Annotated in this window: 17 protein-coding genes and 1 pseudogene; 4 read left to right on the top strand and 14 right to left on the bottom strand. The window is 74.6% G+C overall.

Annotated features, from left to right (window positions below; all coding sequences use genetic code 11):
* From MNZ27_RS20640 to MNZ27_RS20670, 7 genes and pseudogenes are all read right to left on the bottom strand, one after another.
* Nucleotides 1–298, bottom strand: a pseudogene (locus tag MNZ27_RS20640) (hypothetical protein); the annotation flags it as partial.
* On the bottom strand, nt 295–579 hold the full coding sequence (locus MNZ27_RS20645) for a hypothetical protein (protein WP_242395972.1): 285 nt from the start codon (nt 577–579) through the stop codon (nt 295–297). The gene MNZ27_RS20645 and the pseudogene MNZ27_RS20640, both read right to left, overlap by 4 nt.
* A 12-nt stretch (nt 580–591) precedes the next feature.
* Nucleotides 592–1,224 (bottom strand): hypothetical protein, encoded by a 633-nt coding sequence (locus tag MNZ27_RS20650; RefSeq protein ID WP_242395973.1) that lies wholly within the window; start codon nt 1,222–1,224, stop codon nt 592–594.
* A gap of 186 nt (nt 1,225–1,410) precedes the next feature.
* Nucleotides 1,411–2,232, bottom strand: a complete 822-nt coding sequence (locus MNZ27_RS20655) for an ABC transporter ATP-binding protein (RefSeq protein ID WP_242395974.1) — start codon at nt 2,230–2,232, stop codon at nt 1,411–1,413.
* Between the two features lie 2 nt (nt 2,233–2,234).
* Nucleotides 2,235–3,050, bottom strand: coding sequence for an ABC transporter permease (locus MNZ27_RS20660; RefSeq protein WP_242395975.1), 816 nt, complete (start codon nt 3,048–3,050; stop codon nt 2,235–2,237).
* 2 nt (nt 3,051–3,052) lie between these two features.
* A complete protein-coding gene (locus MNZ27_RS20665) occupies nt 3,053–4,015 on the bottom strand; it encodes an ABC transporter substrate-binding protein (RefSeq protein ID WP_242395976.1) in 963 nt (320 codons plus the stop codon).
* Between the two features lie 222 nt (nt 4,016–4,237).
* A complete protein-coding gene (locus MNZ27_RS20670; RefSeq protein ID WP_242395977.1) occupies nt 4,238–5,593 on the bottom strand; it encodes a TrpB-like pyridoxal phosphate-dependent enzyme in 1,356 nt (451 codons plus the stop codon).
* 224 nt (nt 5,594–5,817) lie between these two features.
* On the opposite strand from MNZ27_RS20670, the gene MNZ27_RS20675 reads away from it, so the two are divergent.
* Nucleotides 5,818–7,428, top strand: coding sequence for an OmpA family protein (locus MNZ27_RS20675; protein ID WP_242395978.1), 1,611 nt, complete (start codon nt 5,818–5,820; stop codon nt 7,426–7,428).
* Nucleotides 7,429–7,530: 102 nt separating this feature from the next.
* Here the strand turns inward: MNZ27_RS20675 and MNZ27_RS20680 are convergent, their stop codons facing one another.
* Entirely contained in the window at nt 7,531–8,304 is a 774-nt protein-coding gene (locus MNZ27_RS20680) for an SDR family NAD(P)-dependent oxidoreductase (RefSeq protein ID WP_242395979.1), read from the bottom strand.
* 351 nt (nt 8,305–8,655) lie between these two features.
* Here MNZ27_RS20680 and MNZ27_RS20685 point away from each other — a divergent pair, with 351 nt between their 5' ends.
* From MNZ27_RS20685 to MNZ27_RS20695, 3 genes are all read left to right on the top strand, one after another.
* The gene (locus MNZ27_RS20685) at nt 8,656–9,492 is read left to right on the top strand and encodes a response regulator (RefSeq protein ID WP_242395980.1); all 837 of its coding nucleotides are present in this window, start codon (nt 8,656–8,658) and stop codon (nt 9,490–9,492) included.
* A gap of 250 nt (nt 9,493–9,742) precedes the next feature.
* Complete coding sequence (locus MNZ27_RS20690; RefSeq protein ID WP_242395981.1) at nt 9,743–9,955, top strand: acetyl-CoA carboxylase biotin carboxyl carrier protein subunit; 213 nt, start codon at nt 9,743–9,745, stop codon at nt 9,953–9,955.
* Nucleotides 9,952–10,740 carry an enoyl-CoA hydratase/isomerase family protein gene (locus tag MNZ27_RS20695; RefSeq protein ID WP_242395982.1) on the top strand — a complete coding sequence of 263 codons (789 nt, stop codon included), beginning with the start codon at nt 9,952–9,954 and terminating at the stop codon, nt 10,738–10,740. The genes MNZ27_RS20690 and MNZ27_RS20695 overlap by 4 nt, the downstream gene beginning before the upstream one ends.
* A 5-nt stretch (nt 10,741–10,745) precedes the next feature.
* Here the strand turns inward: MNZ27_RS20695 and MNZ27_RS20700 are convergent, their stop codons facing one another.
* The 6 genes from MNZ27_RS20700 to MNZ27_RS20725 all read right to left on the bottom strand — a co-directional run.
* On the bottom strand, nt 10,746–11,282 hold the full coding sequence (locus tag MNZ27_RS20700) for an FHA domain-containing protein (RefSeq protein WP_242395983.1): 537 nt from the start codon (nt 11,280–11,282) through the stop codon (nt 10,746–10,748).
* Nucleotides 11,283–11,289: 7 nt separating this feature from the next.
* Nucleotides 11,290–13,065, bottom strand: coding sequence for a serine/threonine-protein kinase (locus tag MNZ27_RS20705; RefSeq protein ID WP_242395984.1), 1,776 nt, complete (start codon nt 13,063–13,065; stop codon nt 11,290–11,292).
* Nucleotides 13,066–13,139: 74 nt separating this feature from the next.
* Nucleotides 13,140–14,036, bottom strand: a complete 897-nt coding sequence (locus MNZ27_RS20710) for a hypothetical protein (protein ID WP_242395985.1) — start codon at nt 14,034–14,036, stop codon at nt 13,140–13,142.
* A 58-nt stretch (nt 14,037–14,094) separates the two neighbouring features.
* On the bottom strand, nt 14,095–14,460 hold the full coding sequence (locus MNZ27_RS20715; protein WP_242395986.1) for a glycogen-binding domain-containing protein: 366 nt from the start codon (nt 14,458–14,460) through the stop codon (nt 14,095–14,097).
* The gene (locus tag MNZ27_RS20720) at nt 14,457–15,341 is read right to left on the bottom strand and encodes a hypothetical protein (RefSeq protein WP_242395987.1); all 885 of its coding nucleotides are present in this window, start codon (nt 15,339–15,341) and stop codon (nt 14,457–14,459) included. Before MNZ27_RS20720 ends, MNZ27_RS20715 begins: the two co-directional genes overlap by 4 nt.
* On the bottom strand, nt 15,342–15,737 hold a 396-nt coding region (locus tag MNZ27_RS20725), incomplete at its 5' end, for an isoamylase early set domain-containing protein (RefSeq protein ID WP_242395988.1). It lies immediately after the preceding gene.

The following is a 15,737-nucleotide window of genomic DNA, read 5'->3' on the forward strand; positions in this document are numbered from 1 at the left end:
GAGCGGGCGCGCCGAGCGCGGCGGCGGCCGCGGGCGGCGGCGTGACGGGGGGCACCGCCGCGGCCGCGCCCGACGGTGCGGACGGCGGCAGCACCACGAGCCGTACCTCGACGCGCAGCGCCTCGACCGCCGCCCGGAGGGCCGCGGCCTCCCCATCCACGCGCAGCCGGACAGGCACGTCCGGCCCGCTCGTCACGCCGGCCGCGGTGATCAGCCGCTCGACGACGGGCCCCGGGGGAGCGGCCTCCGGCGGCGCGACGACGACCGCGGCGGCGAGGACGAACGGGAGCGGGATCATCTCGGGACCCTCCGGTGAAGAGCGGGATCTGGAAGGCGGCGGCCGGTCCGCCGCGCCGTCTCACGCCGCGCGGACTCCGCCTCGCGTGCGGCCGACGCGGCCAGCGTGGCGCGCGGCTTCGCAGGGAGCACGACCGCGATGGGGAGCGGCATGGGGATGAGGAGCGGCAGCAACAGAAAGGTGTCGAAGCCGCTCGTGGCCGGAGCGCGCGGCGCGCCGCGATGGCCGTCCACGGGGGCGGGCGGCGACACGAGCAGGAGTGACAGCAAGAGCGCGGTCACCGATTCCCTCGATCAGCGCGCCACCGGACCGGCCGGCGCCAGGGCCGGCGCGGCGGGCGGGGCAGGCGGCGCGAACGCGGGGAGTGCAGACGCAGGGAACGGGCCGGGCGCCGTCACGGCCGCGGCGGGCGCGACGGCCGGGGGCACGGACGGCATCGCCGGGAGCTGGCCGAAGGTCGCGGCGGGCGCGGGCGCCGGCTCCTTCGCGAGTCGGACCCCGGCCGCCATGCGCCGCGCGTCGGCGAGGAGCGCCTCCACCTGCTCGGGGCTGCTCTCGACCCGGAGCTGGATCACCACGTCCCGGTAGACGGCCCCCGGCGCGATCCGATCCGGCAGGTTCAGGCGTGCCGTCGCCCAGCGGACGCGAAGCGGCCCTGTCCCGGCGAGGCTCACCCGGACCCGCGGCACCTCCTCGAAGGTGATGGCGCGGGCGCGCACCGTCGCGGACAGCTCGAGGGTCGGCGCGCCGTCCTCCGCGTCGCCGCCGGGGCCGAGCTGCGGCGCGGGCGAGAGGGCGAGGGCGATCGCCAGCGCGGCGATGGATCGCTCGTCCAGGAGCGGCGGCGCGCCGGGGGCGCCCGCGTGCGCGGCGAGGGGGAGGGCGAGCGCGGCGAGCGCAGCGAGGACGGATCGCGGGGGCGACATGGGGGACCTTCCTTCGGCGCGGCGGGAGAACCCCGTCGCGCCACTGGCCGACCATGGAGACGGCGCGCCCGCGTCGGAAGCTCCCGCGCCGGGCGGGAACCCGTGGGGTGAGCGGGAAGAGGGGGGCGTGCTCGACGAACGCGCCTCGATGGGGGGGCCGTCGCACGATGCGAGCGGGTGTCGCCTTCAATCCGCCGTCGCGCGTCCCTCGGCCTGCTCGTGCCGGAGCTGCTCCTCCATCACGAGCGCCGAGATCTCGCGCTTGAGCGCGTTGAACTCGGCGGAGGAGGGATCCCGTGGGCGCGGGAGGGCGATGGGGACGAGGCGCTTCACCGTCCCGGGGCGGTACGTCATCACCACGACCCGGTCCGCCAGGTAGATCGACTCCTCGATCCCGTGGGTCACGAAGACGATCGTCCTCCGGAGCTCGGCCCAGATCCGGAGCAGCTCGTCCTGCAGGTTCCGGCGGGTGAGGGCGTCGAGCGCGCCGAAGGGCTCGTCCATGAGGAGCATCGGCGAGTCGATGGCGAGGACCCGCGCGATGGCGACGCGCTGGCGCATCCCGCCGGAGAGGTCCTTCGGGAAGCGATCGCGGAAGTCGGAGAGGCGCAGCTTCTCGAGGAGCGCGTCCACCCGGGCCCGGATCTCCGGGCGCGACGCGCCCGCCATCTCGAGGCCGAACGCGACGTTCCGCTCGACCGTCATCCACGGGAAGAGCGCGTACTCCTGGAACACCATCGCGCGGTCCGGCCCGGGCGCGGTGACCGGCCGGCCGTTCGCGACGATGGTCCCGGCGGTGGGCGGCGAGAACCCGGCGACGGCGTTGAGCAGCGTGGACTTCCCGCAGCCGGACGGCCCGAGGAGGCAGACGAGCTCCCCGGCGGCGACGTCGAGGTCGATCCCGTCGAGGGCCAGGACCTCGCGACGGCCGGTCGTGAACGCCTTGCGGACGCCGCGGATCCGGATGGCGGGCTCGGCGGCGGGCCCGGGGGCGGCGTGGGTCGCCATCCTCATCCCTCCACCCCCCGGTGCCACCGCAGCAGCCAGGCGTTGAGCCGGTTCATCACGAGATCGATCCCGAGCCCTGCGAGGCCGATGGAGATCATCCCGGCGATCACCTTGTCGGACCAGAAGTACTCGCGCGCCTCGAGGATCCGGTACCCGAGCCCGGCGTTCACCGCGATCATCTCCGCGACGATCACCACGATGAAGGCCACCCCGACGCCGATCCGGAGCCCGGCGAGGATGTAAGGCATCGCCGCGGGGATCATGATCCGCCGGAAGAGCGTCCACTCCGAGGCGCCCAGGTTCCGCGCGGCGCGCAGGTAGATCCCGTCCACGTTCCGCACGCCGGCGATGGTGTTCATGAGCACCGGGAAGAAGGCGCCAAGGGAGATGAGGAAGAAGGCGGGCGGGTCGCCCAGCCCGAACCAGAGGATCGCGAGCGGGATGAAGGCGATCGGCGGGATCGGGCGGAGCACCTGGACGAGCGGGTTGAACAGCTCGTGGACGGCCGGCTTCGCGCCCATGAGGAGGCCGAGCGGGAGGGCGAGCCCGGCCCCGAGGGCGAACCCGCCCGCGACCCGGAGCAGGCTCGTCGCCGCGTCCTGGGGGAGCTCCCCCGAGAACGCCCAGGCGATCCAGCTCCCCTGTGACGGGTCGTACGGCTGCAGCGGCCGCGCGTACGCGATCCAGCGGAGGAAGACCTGCGACGGCGCCGGGAGGACGATGGGGGAGACCCAGCCGGCGCGGGAGATCCCCTCCCACGCCGCGAGGAAGAGGACGGGGACGATCAGCGCGCGCGCGAGCCGCTTCACGGTGTCCACGGCTACCTCACGCCCGCCTTCTGCTTCGCCTTCTGGAGCAGATCGAGCTTCACCCAGTCGGCGGCCCGCGGCGGCGCGGTCAGCTTCCCGACGCCGTAGCGCACCATGAGGTCGGTCGTCGTCTGGATGTGCTCCACCGTGACGTCGTAGGTGAAGGGTGAGTTGGAGATGGCGTCGCGGTAGTCGGCGGGGGTGATCTGGCCCTTGAACATCTGCTCGACGACGTACCGCTGCGCGGGCGCGGGGTCCTGGAGGAACGTCTTCGTGGCGTCCACGAAGCAGTCGAGCACCTTCTGGGCGACCTGGGGCCGCTCCCGGTAGAGCTTCTCGGTCATGACGAGCACCCGCACCGGCTCGCCGAGCGGCGTGTCGTAGGGCTTCATCACCTCGTTGCCGAAGCCCTTGTTGATCGCCTGCGAGGACTGCGGCTCGGACTGGCACATCGCCGCGATCTGCTTCTGGAGGAGCGCCTGGTTCAGGTCGGCGAACGGGAGGTAGACGATCTGCACGTCCTTCCCCGGTCGGTCCGACCAGGTCAGGCCCGCCTTCGACAGCTCGGCGAGGAGGAGCAGCTCCTGCGCGCCTCCCCGGGCGACGCCGACCTTCTTCCCCTTGAGGTCGGCGATCTTCGTGATGTGCTGGTCGGAGGCCGCGACGATCCGGGCGCCGCCCTTCGCGAAGCCCGCCACCACGTAGATCTTCCCGCCGCCGGACCGGTTCGCGATGGCGGCGTCGGCCGCGCTCGCGGCGAGGTCGACCTCGCCCCGCACGATGGCGGGGAAGATGTCGATCCCCTTCGGGAAGACGATCTCCTCGACGTCGAGGCCGAACTTCCGGCAGTGGTCCTTCATGAAGGAGACCGCACCGTAGTGCGCGAACTTGAGGTTCCCGAGCCGGACCTTCTCCTGCGCGTGCGCGGGCAGGACGAGGGCGGCGAGCAGCGCGGCGGCGACGAGGCGGGGCATCCTGCACCTCCGGTCCACGGCGCCGGGGAGAGGGCCGGGACGTGCGATGGGGGTACGACGGAAAGCCGGACACCCCCATTGGTAGCGCGTCGTCGTCGCCGGATGGGACGCTCGGATGGGGCCCTCCCGGCGCATCGCGCGCCGGGAGGCCTCGATGGCATCACCTCGCGCCGGCGGGTGGCGTCCGCCGCCGCGGATCGCCGCCCGCGCCGGACGCCGGCCCTAGCGCTTCACCTGCGGGAGGTGCGCGAGGGACTCCTTCACCTTGTCCGCCGGGTAGTCGAAGTCCTCGAGCCGGCCCGCGAAGTAGGCGTCGTAGGCGGCCATGTCCACGTGGCCGTGGCCGGAGACGTTGAAGAGGATCGTCCGCTGCTTGCCCTCCTCCTTCGCGCGGAGCGCCTCGTCGATCGCGCCGCGGATCGCGTGGGAGGACTCCGGGGCCGGGATGATCCCCTCCGTCCGCGCGAACTGGACCGCCGCGTCGAAGCAGGAGAGCTGGCCGACGGCGCGCGCCTCGACGATCCCGGCCTTCACGAGCTGGGAGACGAGCGGCGAGGCGCCGTGGTAGCGCAGGCCGCCGGCGTGGATCCCGGGCGGCATGAAGTCGTGCCCGAGCGTGTACATCGCCATGATCGGCACCATCCCGGCGTTGTCGCCGTAGTCGAACGCATAGACGCCCTTCGTGAGCGTCGGGCAGGAGGTGGGCTCCATCGCGAGGAGGCGGACGGGCTTGCCCGCCGCCTTGTCGGCCGCGAACGGGAAGGCGATGCCGGCGAAGTTCGAGCCGCCGCCGTGGCAGCCGATCACGACGTCCGGGTAGTCGCCCGCGAGCTTGAGCTGCTCCTTCGCCTCGAGGCCGATCACCGTCTGGTGCAGGCAGACGTGGTTCAGCACGCTCCCGAGGGCGTAGTGCGTGTCCTCCCGGCCCACGGCGTCCTCGACCGCCTCGGAGATCGCGAGGCCGAGGGAGCCCTGGTTCTGCGGGTCCTTCGCGAGGACGGCCCGGCCGACTTGGGTGCGGTCGGAGGGCGAGGCGATCACCTCGGCGCCCCAGAGCTGCATCATGCTCTTCCGGTACGGCTTCTGGGTGAAGGAGATCTTCACCATGTAGACCGTGCACTCGAGCCCGAACATCCGCGCCGCGAGCGCGATCGACGAGCCCCACTGGCCGGCGCCGGTCTCGGTGGCGATGCGCTTCGTGCCGGCCTGCTTGTTGTAGTAGGCCTGCGGGATCGCCGTGTTCGGCTTGTGCGAGCCGGCCGGTGAGACGCCCTCGTACTTGTAGTAGAGCTTCGCCGGCGTCCCGAGCGCCTGCTCGAGGCGGTGCGCGCGGAACAGCGGGGAGGGCCGCCAGAGCCGGTAGATCTCGCGGACCTCGTCCGGGATCCGGATCCAGCGCTCCTGGGAAACCTCCTGCTCGACGAGCGCCATCGGGAAGATCGGGAGCAGATCCTCGGGGGTGACCGGCTTCTTGGTCCCGGGGTGGAACGCCGGCTCGAGCGGGCCGGGGAGATCCGGGATGACGTTGTACCAATGGGTCGGGATCTGGTTCTCGCCGAGGAGGAACTTGGTCTGCATCGCGTGCCCCGCGCCTCCCGCCTTGAGCGGGGACGCAAAAATGTCGTGAAGATCGATGAGAACCAGATGCCGACCGGGTGAGTCAAGGCGCCCCGCCGCCCCACCATGTCGGCGGCTCGACCATGGCGGGGTTGCGCCTAGGGGGGTATGCGCTAAAGTGCGCGGAGGCCGGGCCCTCGGACGCAACCTCGCTGTCGAGGGGCCCGCCGAGTGGGGTTACGTACATGGACGTGCGATCGGCGGCTTCACGGATCGCGCTCGCGCTCGCCGGGCTCGCGTGCGCCAGCGCGGCGAGCGCGCAGCAGCTCACGCGACCGAAGTTCGATCTCGAGCGGCTCTGGCTCGATCCGAGCGCGCGCGGGTCGCTCGTGGTCGGGACCGGCGAGCCGCTCACCCAGGGTGAGGTCCGCGCCGCGGTCACCATGGACTGGGAGAAGGATCCGCTCGTCTTCACGCGCGACGGCGACATCCGCGGGCGCGGGCTCGGCGAGGAGCGCACCCTCGGCTCGCGGATCGTCGAGGATCGCCTCACCGCGCACCTGAACGCCGCCTTCGGCCTGTGGGATCACCTCGAGCTCGGCCTCGGGTTGCCGGTGGTCGCCTACCAGAACGGCGGCGCCGGGGACCGCGTGTTCGGCTCGGCGGACAAGGCGGGCGTGGGCGCGCCGGTGGTCGGGCTGCGCTGGGGAGCGCTCGGGCAGGACCGCGGCGCGCCGGTGAACCTCGCCGTCGGCCTCCAGGTGGAGCCGCAGTGGGACGACAACGTGATGGCCTGGGGCGCGAACCGAGGGTGGATCCTCGCGCCGCACGTGGAGGTCGGGCATCGCTTCGGCGGGTTCCTGCTCGGCGCCGACGTCGGCGGCCGGCTCCGCACCGAGGACGCGATCTTCACGAATGGTGAGCGGCTCTCCCACGAGGTGCTCGCCGGCGTCGTCGCCGCCACCACCGGCGCCCCCCTCCGCTTCGAGCTCTCCGCCCGCGGCGCGTTCAACTTCGACGGGCTCTCGCAGAGCGCCGAGGTGCTCGGCGGCGCGCGGTACGCCATGGGACCGGCGGAGCTCTACGCCCTGGCCGGCCCCGGGTTCATGGAGGCGCCGGGCACCCCGACCTTCCGCGTCCTCGCCGGGGTCGCGTTCGCCACGCGGCGACCGACCGCGCCGCCGGCCGCCGCGCCGGCCCCGCAGCCCGCCGCTCCGGCGCCGGTCGCCGCGAAGCCGGCCGTCCGCCCGCCCCCGGATCCCTGCGCGCCGGGCCAGCGCCACACGCCCGCGCAGTGCCCGAACCTCGACGACGACGGCGACGGCATCCCGAACGGCCAGGACCGCTGCCCGCTCCAGCCGGGGCCGGCCGCGACGAAGGGCTGCCCGGACTCGGACGGCGACGGGATCCCCGACCTCGACGACAAGTGCCCCACGGTGAAGGGGCTCCCCGAGTACCAGGGCTGCCCGCCGCCCGCGCGCGCCGAGATCAAGAAGGGGAAGATCGACATCAAGGAGAAGGTCTTCTTCGACCCGGGCAAGGCGAGCATCCAGGAGCGCTCGAACGCGCTGCTCGACGACATCGCGTCGCTCATCAAGGCGAACCCCGGCGCCGGCGTAATCGTGATCGAGGGCCACACCGACAGCACGGGCAGGGCCGACCTCAACCGGAAGCTCTCGGCGGAGCGCGCCGGGGCGGTGAAGGCCGCGCTGGTGGCGCGCGGTGTCGACGCCTCCCGGCTCGAGGCCGCGGGCTACGGCTCGGCCCGGCCGGTGGGGGACAACCGGACGGCGGCGGGGCGCGAGCAGAACCGCCGCGTCGAGTTCGTCATCAAGGGCGTCCCGGAGCGGAAGTAGCCCTCGGGCTCCTCGCCGCGCCCTCGCCGCGCCCTCACGGGCGGCGGGGGCGGCGAGAGACCGGGCTCGCGTTCGGGCGGGGTGGAGAGCGGGGCGCTCCTCTCACCCCATCACCTCTCCACCGTCCACGTGGATCGCCTGCCCGGTCACCGCGGCGTCCTTCACGAGGAACACGGCCGCGGTCGCCACCTCCTCCGGCAAAGCCGCGCGGCCGAGCGGGTTCGCACGCAGGATCGCCTCGCGCGCCTCCGCCTCCGTCCTGCCCGTCGCGGCCGCGATCGCCGCCACCGCCTCGTCGAGCATCTGCGTCTCGGTCCAGCTCGGGCAGACGGCGTTGACCGTGACGCCCTTCCTCGCCGCCTCCAGCGCGAGGCTCCGCGTGAGCCCGAGCAGCCCGTGCTTCGACGCCGAGTAGGCCGCCCCGTACTTGATCCCGATCTTCCCGGCGACGGACGCGACGTTCACGATCCGTCCGAAGCCCCGCTCGTACATCGCCGGCAGGCACGCGCGGCAGAGGAGCATCGGCGCGGTGAGGTTCACGGCGAGGACCGCGTCCCAGCTCGCGTCGTCCATCCGGTGCACCGGCCCCGAGGTGTGCATCCCCGCGTTGTTGACGAGGACGTCCACCGGCCCGAGCGTCGCCGCGACGACGGACGGCGCGCGCGAGAGCGCCGCGCGATCCGAGACGTCGAGGGGGAAGAAGAGCGTGCGGCGCCCGAGCGCCGCGACCTCGGCCGCGACCGCCTCGATCTCCGGGACGGTGCGCGCGGCGATCGCCACGTGCATGCCCTCCCGGGCGAGGGCGAGCGCGATCGCCCGGCCGATCCCCCGCCCGCCGCCCGTCACCAGCGCCACCCTGCCCTCGATCGTGTCCAAGGCACCTCCCTCGGCCGGCCGGCGAGCCGGACCGGACCACGCTCCCCGTGAAGGGCGAGAACGCGGCGACGATAGCCGCCGCAGGTCCGGAGCCGCAACCCACGGCGCGGACCGCGCCCGAGAGGGGCGACGTCGCCAGCGCTCGGCTCGCTCGGCTCGCTCGGCTCGCTCGGCTCGAATGACCCGCGACCGCTGGCCCTTCCGGGGCGCGGAACGCTCACCACACCTTCCCTCATGGCGACGGGGGAACGGCAGAGGTCGGGAAGCGGACGCGGGGGGCAGAAGGGCGTACATTGGCGCCATCACCCAGCGGGTGGTCGCGCCGCCCACGGCGCGGATCGAGGAGCGCAGATGGACAGCGAGCGGAGAGCCCACCCCCGCTTCCCCCTCATCCTTGCGGTGCAGTACCTCGGAGCCGAGACGGTCCTCGACTACACGGAGAACCTCTCCGAGGGAGGCCTGTTCATCCGGACGGAGCGCGACTTCCGGGTCGGGGAGCGGGTGACGCTCGTCGTCTCGTTCCCGCAGCTCCTGGAGCCGGTGGAGGTGACCGTCGAGATCCTCCGACGGCGAGCGGTGAGCGCCGGTCAGCCCGGCGGCGTCGCGGTGTCGGTCCCGCGAGACCTCGACGAGGATCGTGCTCGGCTCGTCGAGGTGGCGCGCCGCCTGGCGTCCGCCCGTCCGACCGACCCATCGTTCCGCGTGCTCCTCGTGGAAGACAACGCGCTCGTCGCGTCGATGTACGCGGCCGCGCTGCGGCGGCTCTCCGAGACCGACCACCTGACCGGGCTCGGCATCGAGGTCGCGAGCGACGGCGCGAGCGCGCTCGACCGGCTCCTCCGCGCCCCGCCGGTGGACGTGGTGGTGACCGACCTCTACATGCCGGTCCTGTCTGGGGTCGCGATGATCGAGCGGATCCGGGCCCAGCCCCGCTTCGCCCACCTGCCCATCGTCGTCATCACCTCCGGCGGCGAGCTGGAGAGCGAGCGGCTCGCCTCGCTCGGCGTCGCTCACCTCCTCCACAAGCCTGTGAGCTATCAGCACCTGGCGGACACCATCCGCGCCGTCCGCGAGCGGCGGACCCCGAAGCCGGCCGCCTCCGCCGGGGAGGCCCGCGCGAGGGGTTTGCCGGACGAGCCCGAAGTGCCCAAGGGTGATCCACACGCGAAGCCGGCCTCCAGCCGGTGATCCGGGAGCAGGACGTCCACCCGGGTGCGAAAGGGGGTCCGCCAGCCGTGCGGACCCCTCTTCATGTCCGGCGGTGACCGGTCCGGGCGGAGCGAGCGCTCCGGTCTCGACGTACGAGTCCTGCATGGACCGCCGAGCCCGCGCCGCCCCGCCCCCGGGAGCGAAGCTCGACCACGCCGCGCCGTTGCCCCGCGGACCCCGCGGGGCTACCCTCCCGCGCAGCGCTCGGCTCCCGACCGGAGATCCCGCCATGCCCCAGGTCGCCGCCCACATCACCGGCACCGTCTCGCGCATCGAGAAGAGGCCGGGGGACACGGTCAACCCCGGGGACGTGGTGGTGGTCCTCGAGTCGATGAAGATGGAGATGCCCGTCGAGGCCGAGGCCGGCGGGACGGTGAAGGAGATCCGCGTGAAGGAAGGTCAGCCGGTCGCGGAGGGCGACGTCCTCGTGGTCCTCGGATGAGCACGCCCAGGATCCGCACGGAGGATCGGGACGGCGTCCGCGTCCTCGTCATCGACAACGTCGCGAAGCGGAACGCCGTCGGCTTCCAGGCCCTGGAGGAGCTCGAGGAGGCGTGCCTCGCCGCCGCCGCGGCGCGGGTGCGCTGCGTCGTCCTCCGCGGGGCGGGCCCCGTCGCCTTCTCCTCCGGCTTCGACCTCGACGAGATGGGCGAGACCTCCCGGCGCGGGCTGCGGCCGGACGAGGCCGTCGAGCGCGCCGCGGAGGTGCTCGCCGCCGTCCCCTGCCCGACGCTCGCGTACCTGAACGGCTCGGCCTACGGCGGCGGCCTCGAGCTGGCCTCCGCCTGCGACCTGCGCGTCGCGCGGGCGGGCGCCGCGCTCGGGATGCCGCCCGCCAAGCTCGGCGTCGTCTACCCCGAGGGCGGCCTGCGGCGCTTCCTCGGGCTCGTCGGCGCCGCGCGGACGCGCGAGCTGTTCTTCGTCGGCCGGCCGGTGAGCGCGGAGACCGCCCTCGCCTGGGGGCTCGTGAACCGCGTCGCGCCCGCGGAGGACGCCGAGCGCGAGGCGCTCGCGCTCGCCGCGGAGATCGGCGCGAACGCGCCCCTCGCCGTCCAGGGCATGAAGCGGATCCTCGACCTGCTCGAGGCCACGCACGAGCGCGGCCTGTCCGACGCCGAGCGCGCGGAGATCGCGGACCTCCGGCGGCGCGCCTTCGAGAGCCGGGACATCGTCGAGGGGCGCCGCGCCCGCGAGGAGCGGCGCCCGCCGCGCTTCACCGGAGAGTGACGCGTCTACCGCGCCGGTGCGGCCGGCGCGGAGGGCGGCGCCGCCTGCATCGCGAGCCCGAGGGAGATCCCCGCGGCGATCCCGAGGACCAGGGCGACGACGCCGATGAGGAGCGCGCGCCGGAGCGGCGAGGCCGCGGTGCGGGGAGCCGCCACGGTCGGGGCGGTCGGGGTGCTCCGCGGCGACGGCGCGGGGGCGGGCGCGATCACCGGAGCGGAGGTCGGGGGCGCGGCCTCGCCGCGATCACCGTCGCCGTCGGGCACGATCGCGAGATCGTAGTCGCCGATCTCCACGAGATCGCCGTCGCGCAGCCGCCTCCGCCCGGACAGCCGCTCGCCGTTCACGCGCGTGCCGGTGAGGCTCCCGAGGTCCTCGACGAAGACGGCGCCGCTCGACCGGACGAAGCGCGCGTGGCGGCGCGACACGTCTCGATCGAGCATCCGGAAGGTGACGCCGTCCGTGCCGCGCCCGACGACGATCTCGTCGCCGGTGAACGTGACCTCCGAGCGCGTCCCCGCCTGGTCCTCGATCACGAGCTTCATCCCGCCCTCACGGCCGGTGGCTCTCCCGTCGACTCCCCGCCGGCGAGCCCTCCTTCGGCCGCGCGCCCGTCCGCGCCAGCGTCCGGGAGAACTCGACGCCGTCCTTCTCCGGCAGGACCACGAACTGGTCGAGGTCGTAGCCCACGAGCGCGAGGTCGAACCGGTGCCGCTCGTCCATCCGGAGCGCCCGCACCGTGACCGGGGTCGTGCCGACGACGCGATCGTCGAGGCGCACCTCCGCGCCGGGCGGGACGCTCCGGATCGTCACGCTCCCGAGCGCGCTCTGGAGGCGCGCGTGGACGTGGCGGACGATCCCCCCAGGCACGGGCTCGACCGCGATCCCGGCCCCCCGGACCCCCGCGCCCTCGAGCACGATCTCGTGTCGCCGCGAGAGCGGCACCTCCTCGAGGACCGCCGGCGTGACCTGCCCGGTGGCGGCGCCGTCGAGGGTCACCGCCGCGCCGGGCGGCTCCGACGTCACCACCAGCACGCCCGGGCGCAGCCACGTCTCCGCGTAGTGCAGCCCGGCCGCGCCCCCGACCGCGAGCACGAGGCCGAGGAGGATCGCGGTCGAGAGCCGCACGCCGCCCTCCCGGATCACCGTGCGCGGCCGGCTCGGGCGCCGGGCGCGGGGGCGGGCGGCCTCGACGGCGGGCACCTCCGCGGCCGCGGCCCGCGGCTCGAACGGCGTGCGGGACCCCGCCGGCCCGGGAGTCGCCTCGGCGCTCAGCCGCTCGTACTCCGCCGCGGATTGCTGCGCGGCGACGTTGGCGAGCACCTTCATGATGAGCGGATCGTGGGCGCGCGCGTTCCGCTGCCGGCCGATCTTCTCGGCGAACACCTGCTGCATCTGCCGCCCGAGCAGATCCTGGATCGACGACTGGGGCGTGGGGAAGAGGACGTCCACGAGCGCGTCGGCGAACGAGCGGGCGTCGGCGTAGCGCCGGTCCGGATCGTAGGCGAGCGCCTTCGCGACGATCCCGTCGAGCTCGCGCGGGAGCCGCGGGTCGATCGAGGTGGGCGGGACCACGCGCGCCTTGCGGGACTGGACGAGCGACTCGACGTCGGTCGCCTTGGGAAACGGCTTCTGCTTCGTGAGCAGCTCGTAGAGGAGGATGCCCGCCGCGAAGATGTCGACGCGGTGGTCCCACCGCCGCTCGACGGAGGCCTGCTCGGGCGCGACGTACCCGAGCTTCCCCATCAGCATGCCCTCCTTGTAGTTGGAGAGGCCGGTCGCGGCGCGCGCGATCCCGAAGTCGAGCAGCTTGATCTCGCCCTCCCACGAGACGAGGGCGTTGTCCGGCGACACGTCGCAGTGGACGATCTGGAGCGGCTGTCCCTGCGCGTCGGTCTTCTTGTGGGCGTAGTCGAGGCCGGTGAGGAGCTGGAGGACGGTGAAGATCGCCTGCTCCGGGGAGATCGCCTGCCCGGCGCGGGAGAACGCCTGCATCATCTCCTTGAGGGAGACGCCGTTCACCAGCTCCATCGAGATGAAGTAGTTCCCGTCGATCCGCCCGCACTCGTAGACCTGGGCGATGTTCGAGTGCGTGAGCTGGACCGTGAGCTTGGCCTCGTTCACGAGCATCTTGATGAAGCCGCCGTCCTGCGCCCGCGCGGGCAGGATCCGCTTCACCACGAGTTCCTTCTCGAACCCGTCCGCGCCGGGGACCCGGGCGCGGAAGATCTCCGCCATGCCTCCCATCGCGAGGCGCTGGAGGAGGAAGAACTTCCCGAACAGGTGGGGCTTGAACTCGGCGACGACGGCGGGGGCGGCTTCGGCCACGCGGGGATGTTAGCCCGGCCCCCGCGGGGCCACAAGGCGCGAGGCGCCCACCCCGCCCCGCGCCGGGGGCGCCGTCACTTCACGTGGCCGCGGGCGCGCCCGCGCCCGGTGTCGAGCCCCGGGATCGCGCCCAGGTCGCCGCGGCCATGGCCGCGGCCGAGATCGCCGTGGGACGACGACGGGGCGCCGCGCGAGCGGTTCACGTGGTCCGGCGTCTCCCCGAAGTGATCGACCAGGTCCTCGAGGGGCTCGCCGCGCGCCGCGCGCCGCCGCGCCTCGGCGAGGAACGGCCCCGCGCCCTCGCCGCCCTCGCGCAGGTACGCATCGTAAAGCTGCGCGATCTCGCCGGTCGGGAGCGGGGGGCGCGCCGCGAGGGCCGTGGCGAGCGGCATCGCGTCGGCGACCCGGATCCCGCGGCGGGCCAGCTCCCCGAGGGTGCGCGCCGCCGCGACGACGGAGTCGCAGCGGCGGCCGGCGGCCCGGGCCGCCTCGACGAGCGCGCGGACGGCGGCCGGCGGTACGCCTGCCCCGAGCGCGTCGGCGAGATCCGCGAGCATCCCCGCCCGCCTGGCGGGGTCGCCGGCCGGGTCGTCGCCGACCCCCGCTGCGCCACGCTCCTCGAGCAGGAGGGCCGCCTGGCGAAGGCGATCGGCGAGCGCGCCGGCGACCGCGAGCACGCGGTCCGCGGCGACGCCCTTCGCGAGCCCCTCGAGCACCTTCGCGGCGACCGGCGCGGCCGGGACCCCGGCGCGCGCCGCCTTCACGACGGGTGCGAGGACCGCTTCCGCAGCGACGCCGCGCGCCTCCGCCCGCGCCGCGAGCTCCCGGGCGAGGTTCGCGGGGACGCCGGCGAGCACGGCCTCCTCGACGGGCGTGGCGGCGGGGCGCGAGAGCTCGACGGGCGCCGGGGCGGGACGGACGCCGGCGTCCGGCGGAGCGAGCAGGGTGGCGAGGAAGAGCGCGGAGAGCATCGGTGGGCGTGGGGCGGTGAGACGGCTTGTCTTCCCGGACGACGCGATCCTCGAGCGGTTACGGCACTCGCAGGATCGCGTTCTCTCCTCCGAAGCCGTCGGCCGTCCGCTCCGCACCCACGGGCACGACGATCTCGATCATGCCGGCGCGGTGGATCTCGAGGTGGTACTCGTAGCGCCCCGGCGAGAGCGTGACGGCGAGCGCGAACCCCGACGCGGCGCGCCGGAGGGGGAGCGGCTCCCAATCCGTCATCGTGCCGCGCAGGTATACCGCGTCGGCCGCCCCGTCGTAGCGCAACACGGTGGCGCCGCCGCGCGCCTCCACGACCGCGGTGCGCACCCGCGGCGCCCCGCTGCATCCGAGCGCCGCCGCGAGCAGCGCCGCGCGGCACCAGCCGCGGAGCGGGCGTGGGCGCCGGTTCACCACGAGAGCGCCCTCGATCGCGCGCGCAGCCCGGCGTACACGGCGTTGCGCGAGGCGCCGGCCGCGCCGTCGGCTTCGCTCCGCGACCACGACCACGCCACGATCCCGATCACCTGACCGACGGGGTGCGTGACCTCGAGGGTGACGTGCGAGAGCGTCTCCGCGACGCCGGTGTCGAAGCGGATGCGATCGCGCCCTCCGCGCCACGCGACCTCGAGCGGGCCCTCCTCGATCGCGACCGCCGAGAGCACGGCCTCGCCGCCGGTCGAGACGCGCGCGAAGTCGGGGCGCGCGCTCGCGACGCGCTCGTGCCGCGCCGCGACCTGCGCCTCGAGGCGCCGGTGCACGCGCCACTCGAGCCCCGCGCACGGCGCGAACGCGCGCTCGCTCACGTCGTCGTCCGCCTCCGACCAGCGCGTGGACAGCTCGACGGCGCCGCGGAGCGCGACGGGCCCGGCGCGGAGGCGTGCCCCGGGCGCGAGGACCACGCTCTCCGTGGAGGTGATCGACGAGGAGGCGGACAGCTCGGCGATCGCGACGGCGCGCGAGTACTCGCTGTGGCCCGCCGAGAGCTCGACCGAGAGGTCGACGCGCCGCACGACGAGGCGCGCCTCGGCGCGCGCCCGACTCTCGAGCGCCTCGAAGTCGGCGCCGGTGAAGCGCAGCCAGGACAGGTCGCCGCCGAAGGCGAGCTTGAGGCGCGGCGAGAGCGACAGGTCGAGGCGCGCGTCGGGGGAGACCGCGAGCACCGGCCCGCCGCCGAGGCCCGCGCCGACGAAGGGATCGTTCGCCCATCCCGTCACCGCGCCCGCGCCGAGCACGAGCCGTCCGTGCTCGGTCGCGCCTCCGGCGATCGCGAGCGCGAGGAGCAGCGGCGCCACTCAGGTGTCCAGGATCGCGTTCTGGCCGCCGAAGCCGTCGGCGGCGTGGGCCCGGGCGGTCGGATCGGTCACCCACGCCCCGTCCACGACGAACATGTACTCGTAGCGCCGGCCGCGCTCGACCGGGATCTCGACGCGCCAGCGCCCGTCCGGATCGCGCGCGAGCGGGGTGGCCTCGGGGCGCCAGCCGTTGAAGTCGCCCGCGACGCGGACGTCCCGCGCGGTCGGCGCGACGAGGCCGAGTCGCGCGCGCGCGGGCGGCGGCGCGGAGAGCGCGACCTCCGTCGAGGGTTGGCGCGCGACGGCGAGCGCCACGAGCGCGACGGCCGCCGGCGCCGCGAGGGGCCAGGCGAGCGGCGCGACGCGGGCGAGGAGGCGGTCCAGCGGCCCGCGGCG

The organism is Anaeromyxobacter oryzisoli (assembly GCF_022690765.1).
Classification (GTDB): Bacteria; Myxococcota; Myxococcia; order Myxococcales; family Anaeromyxobacteraceae; genus Anaeromyxobacter; species Anaeromyxobacter oryzisoli.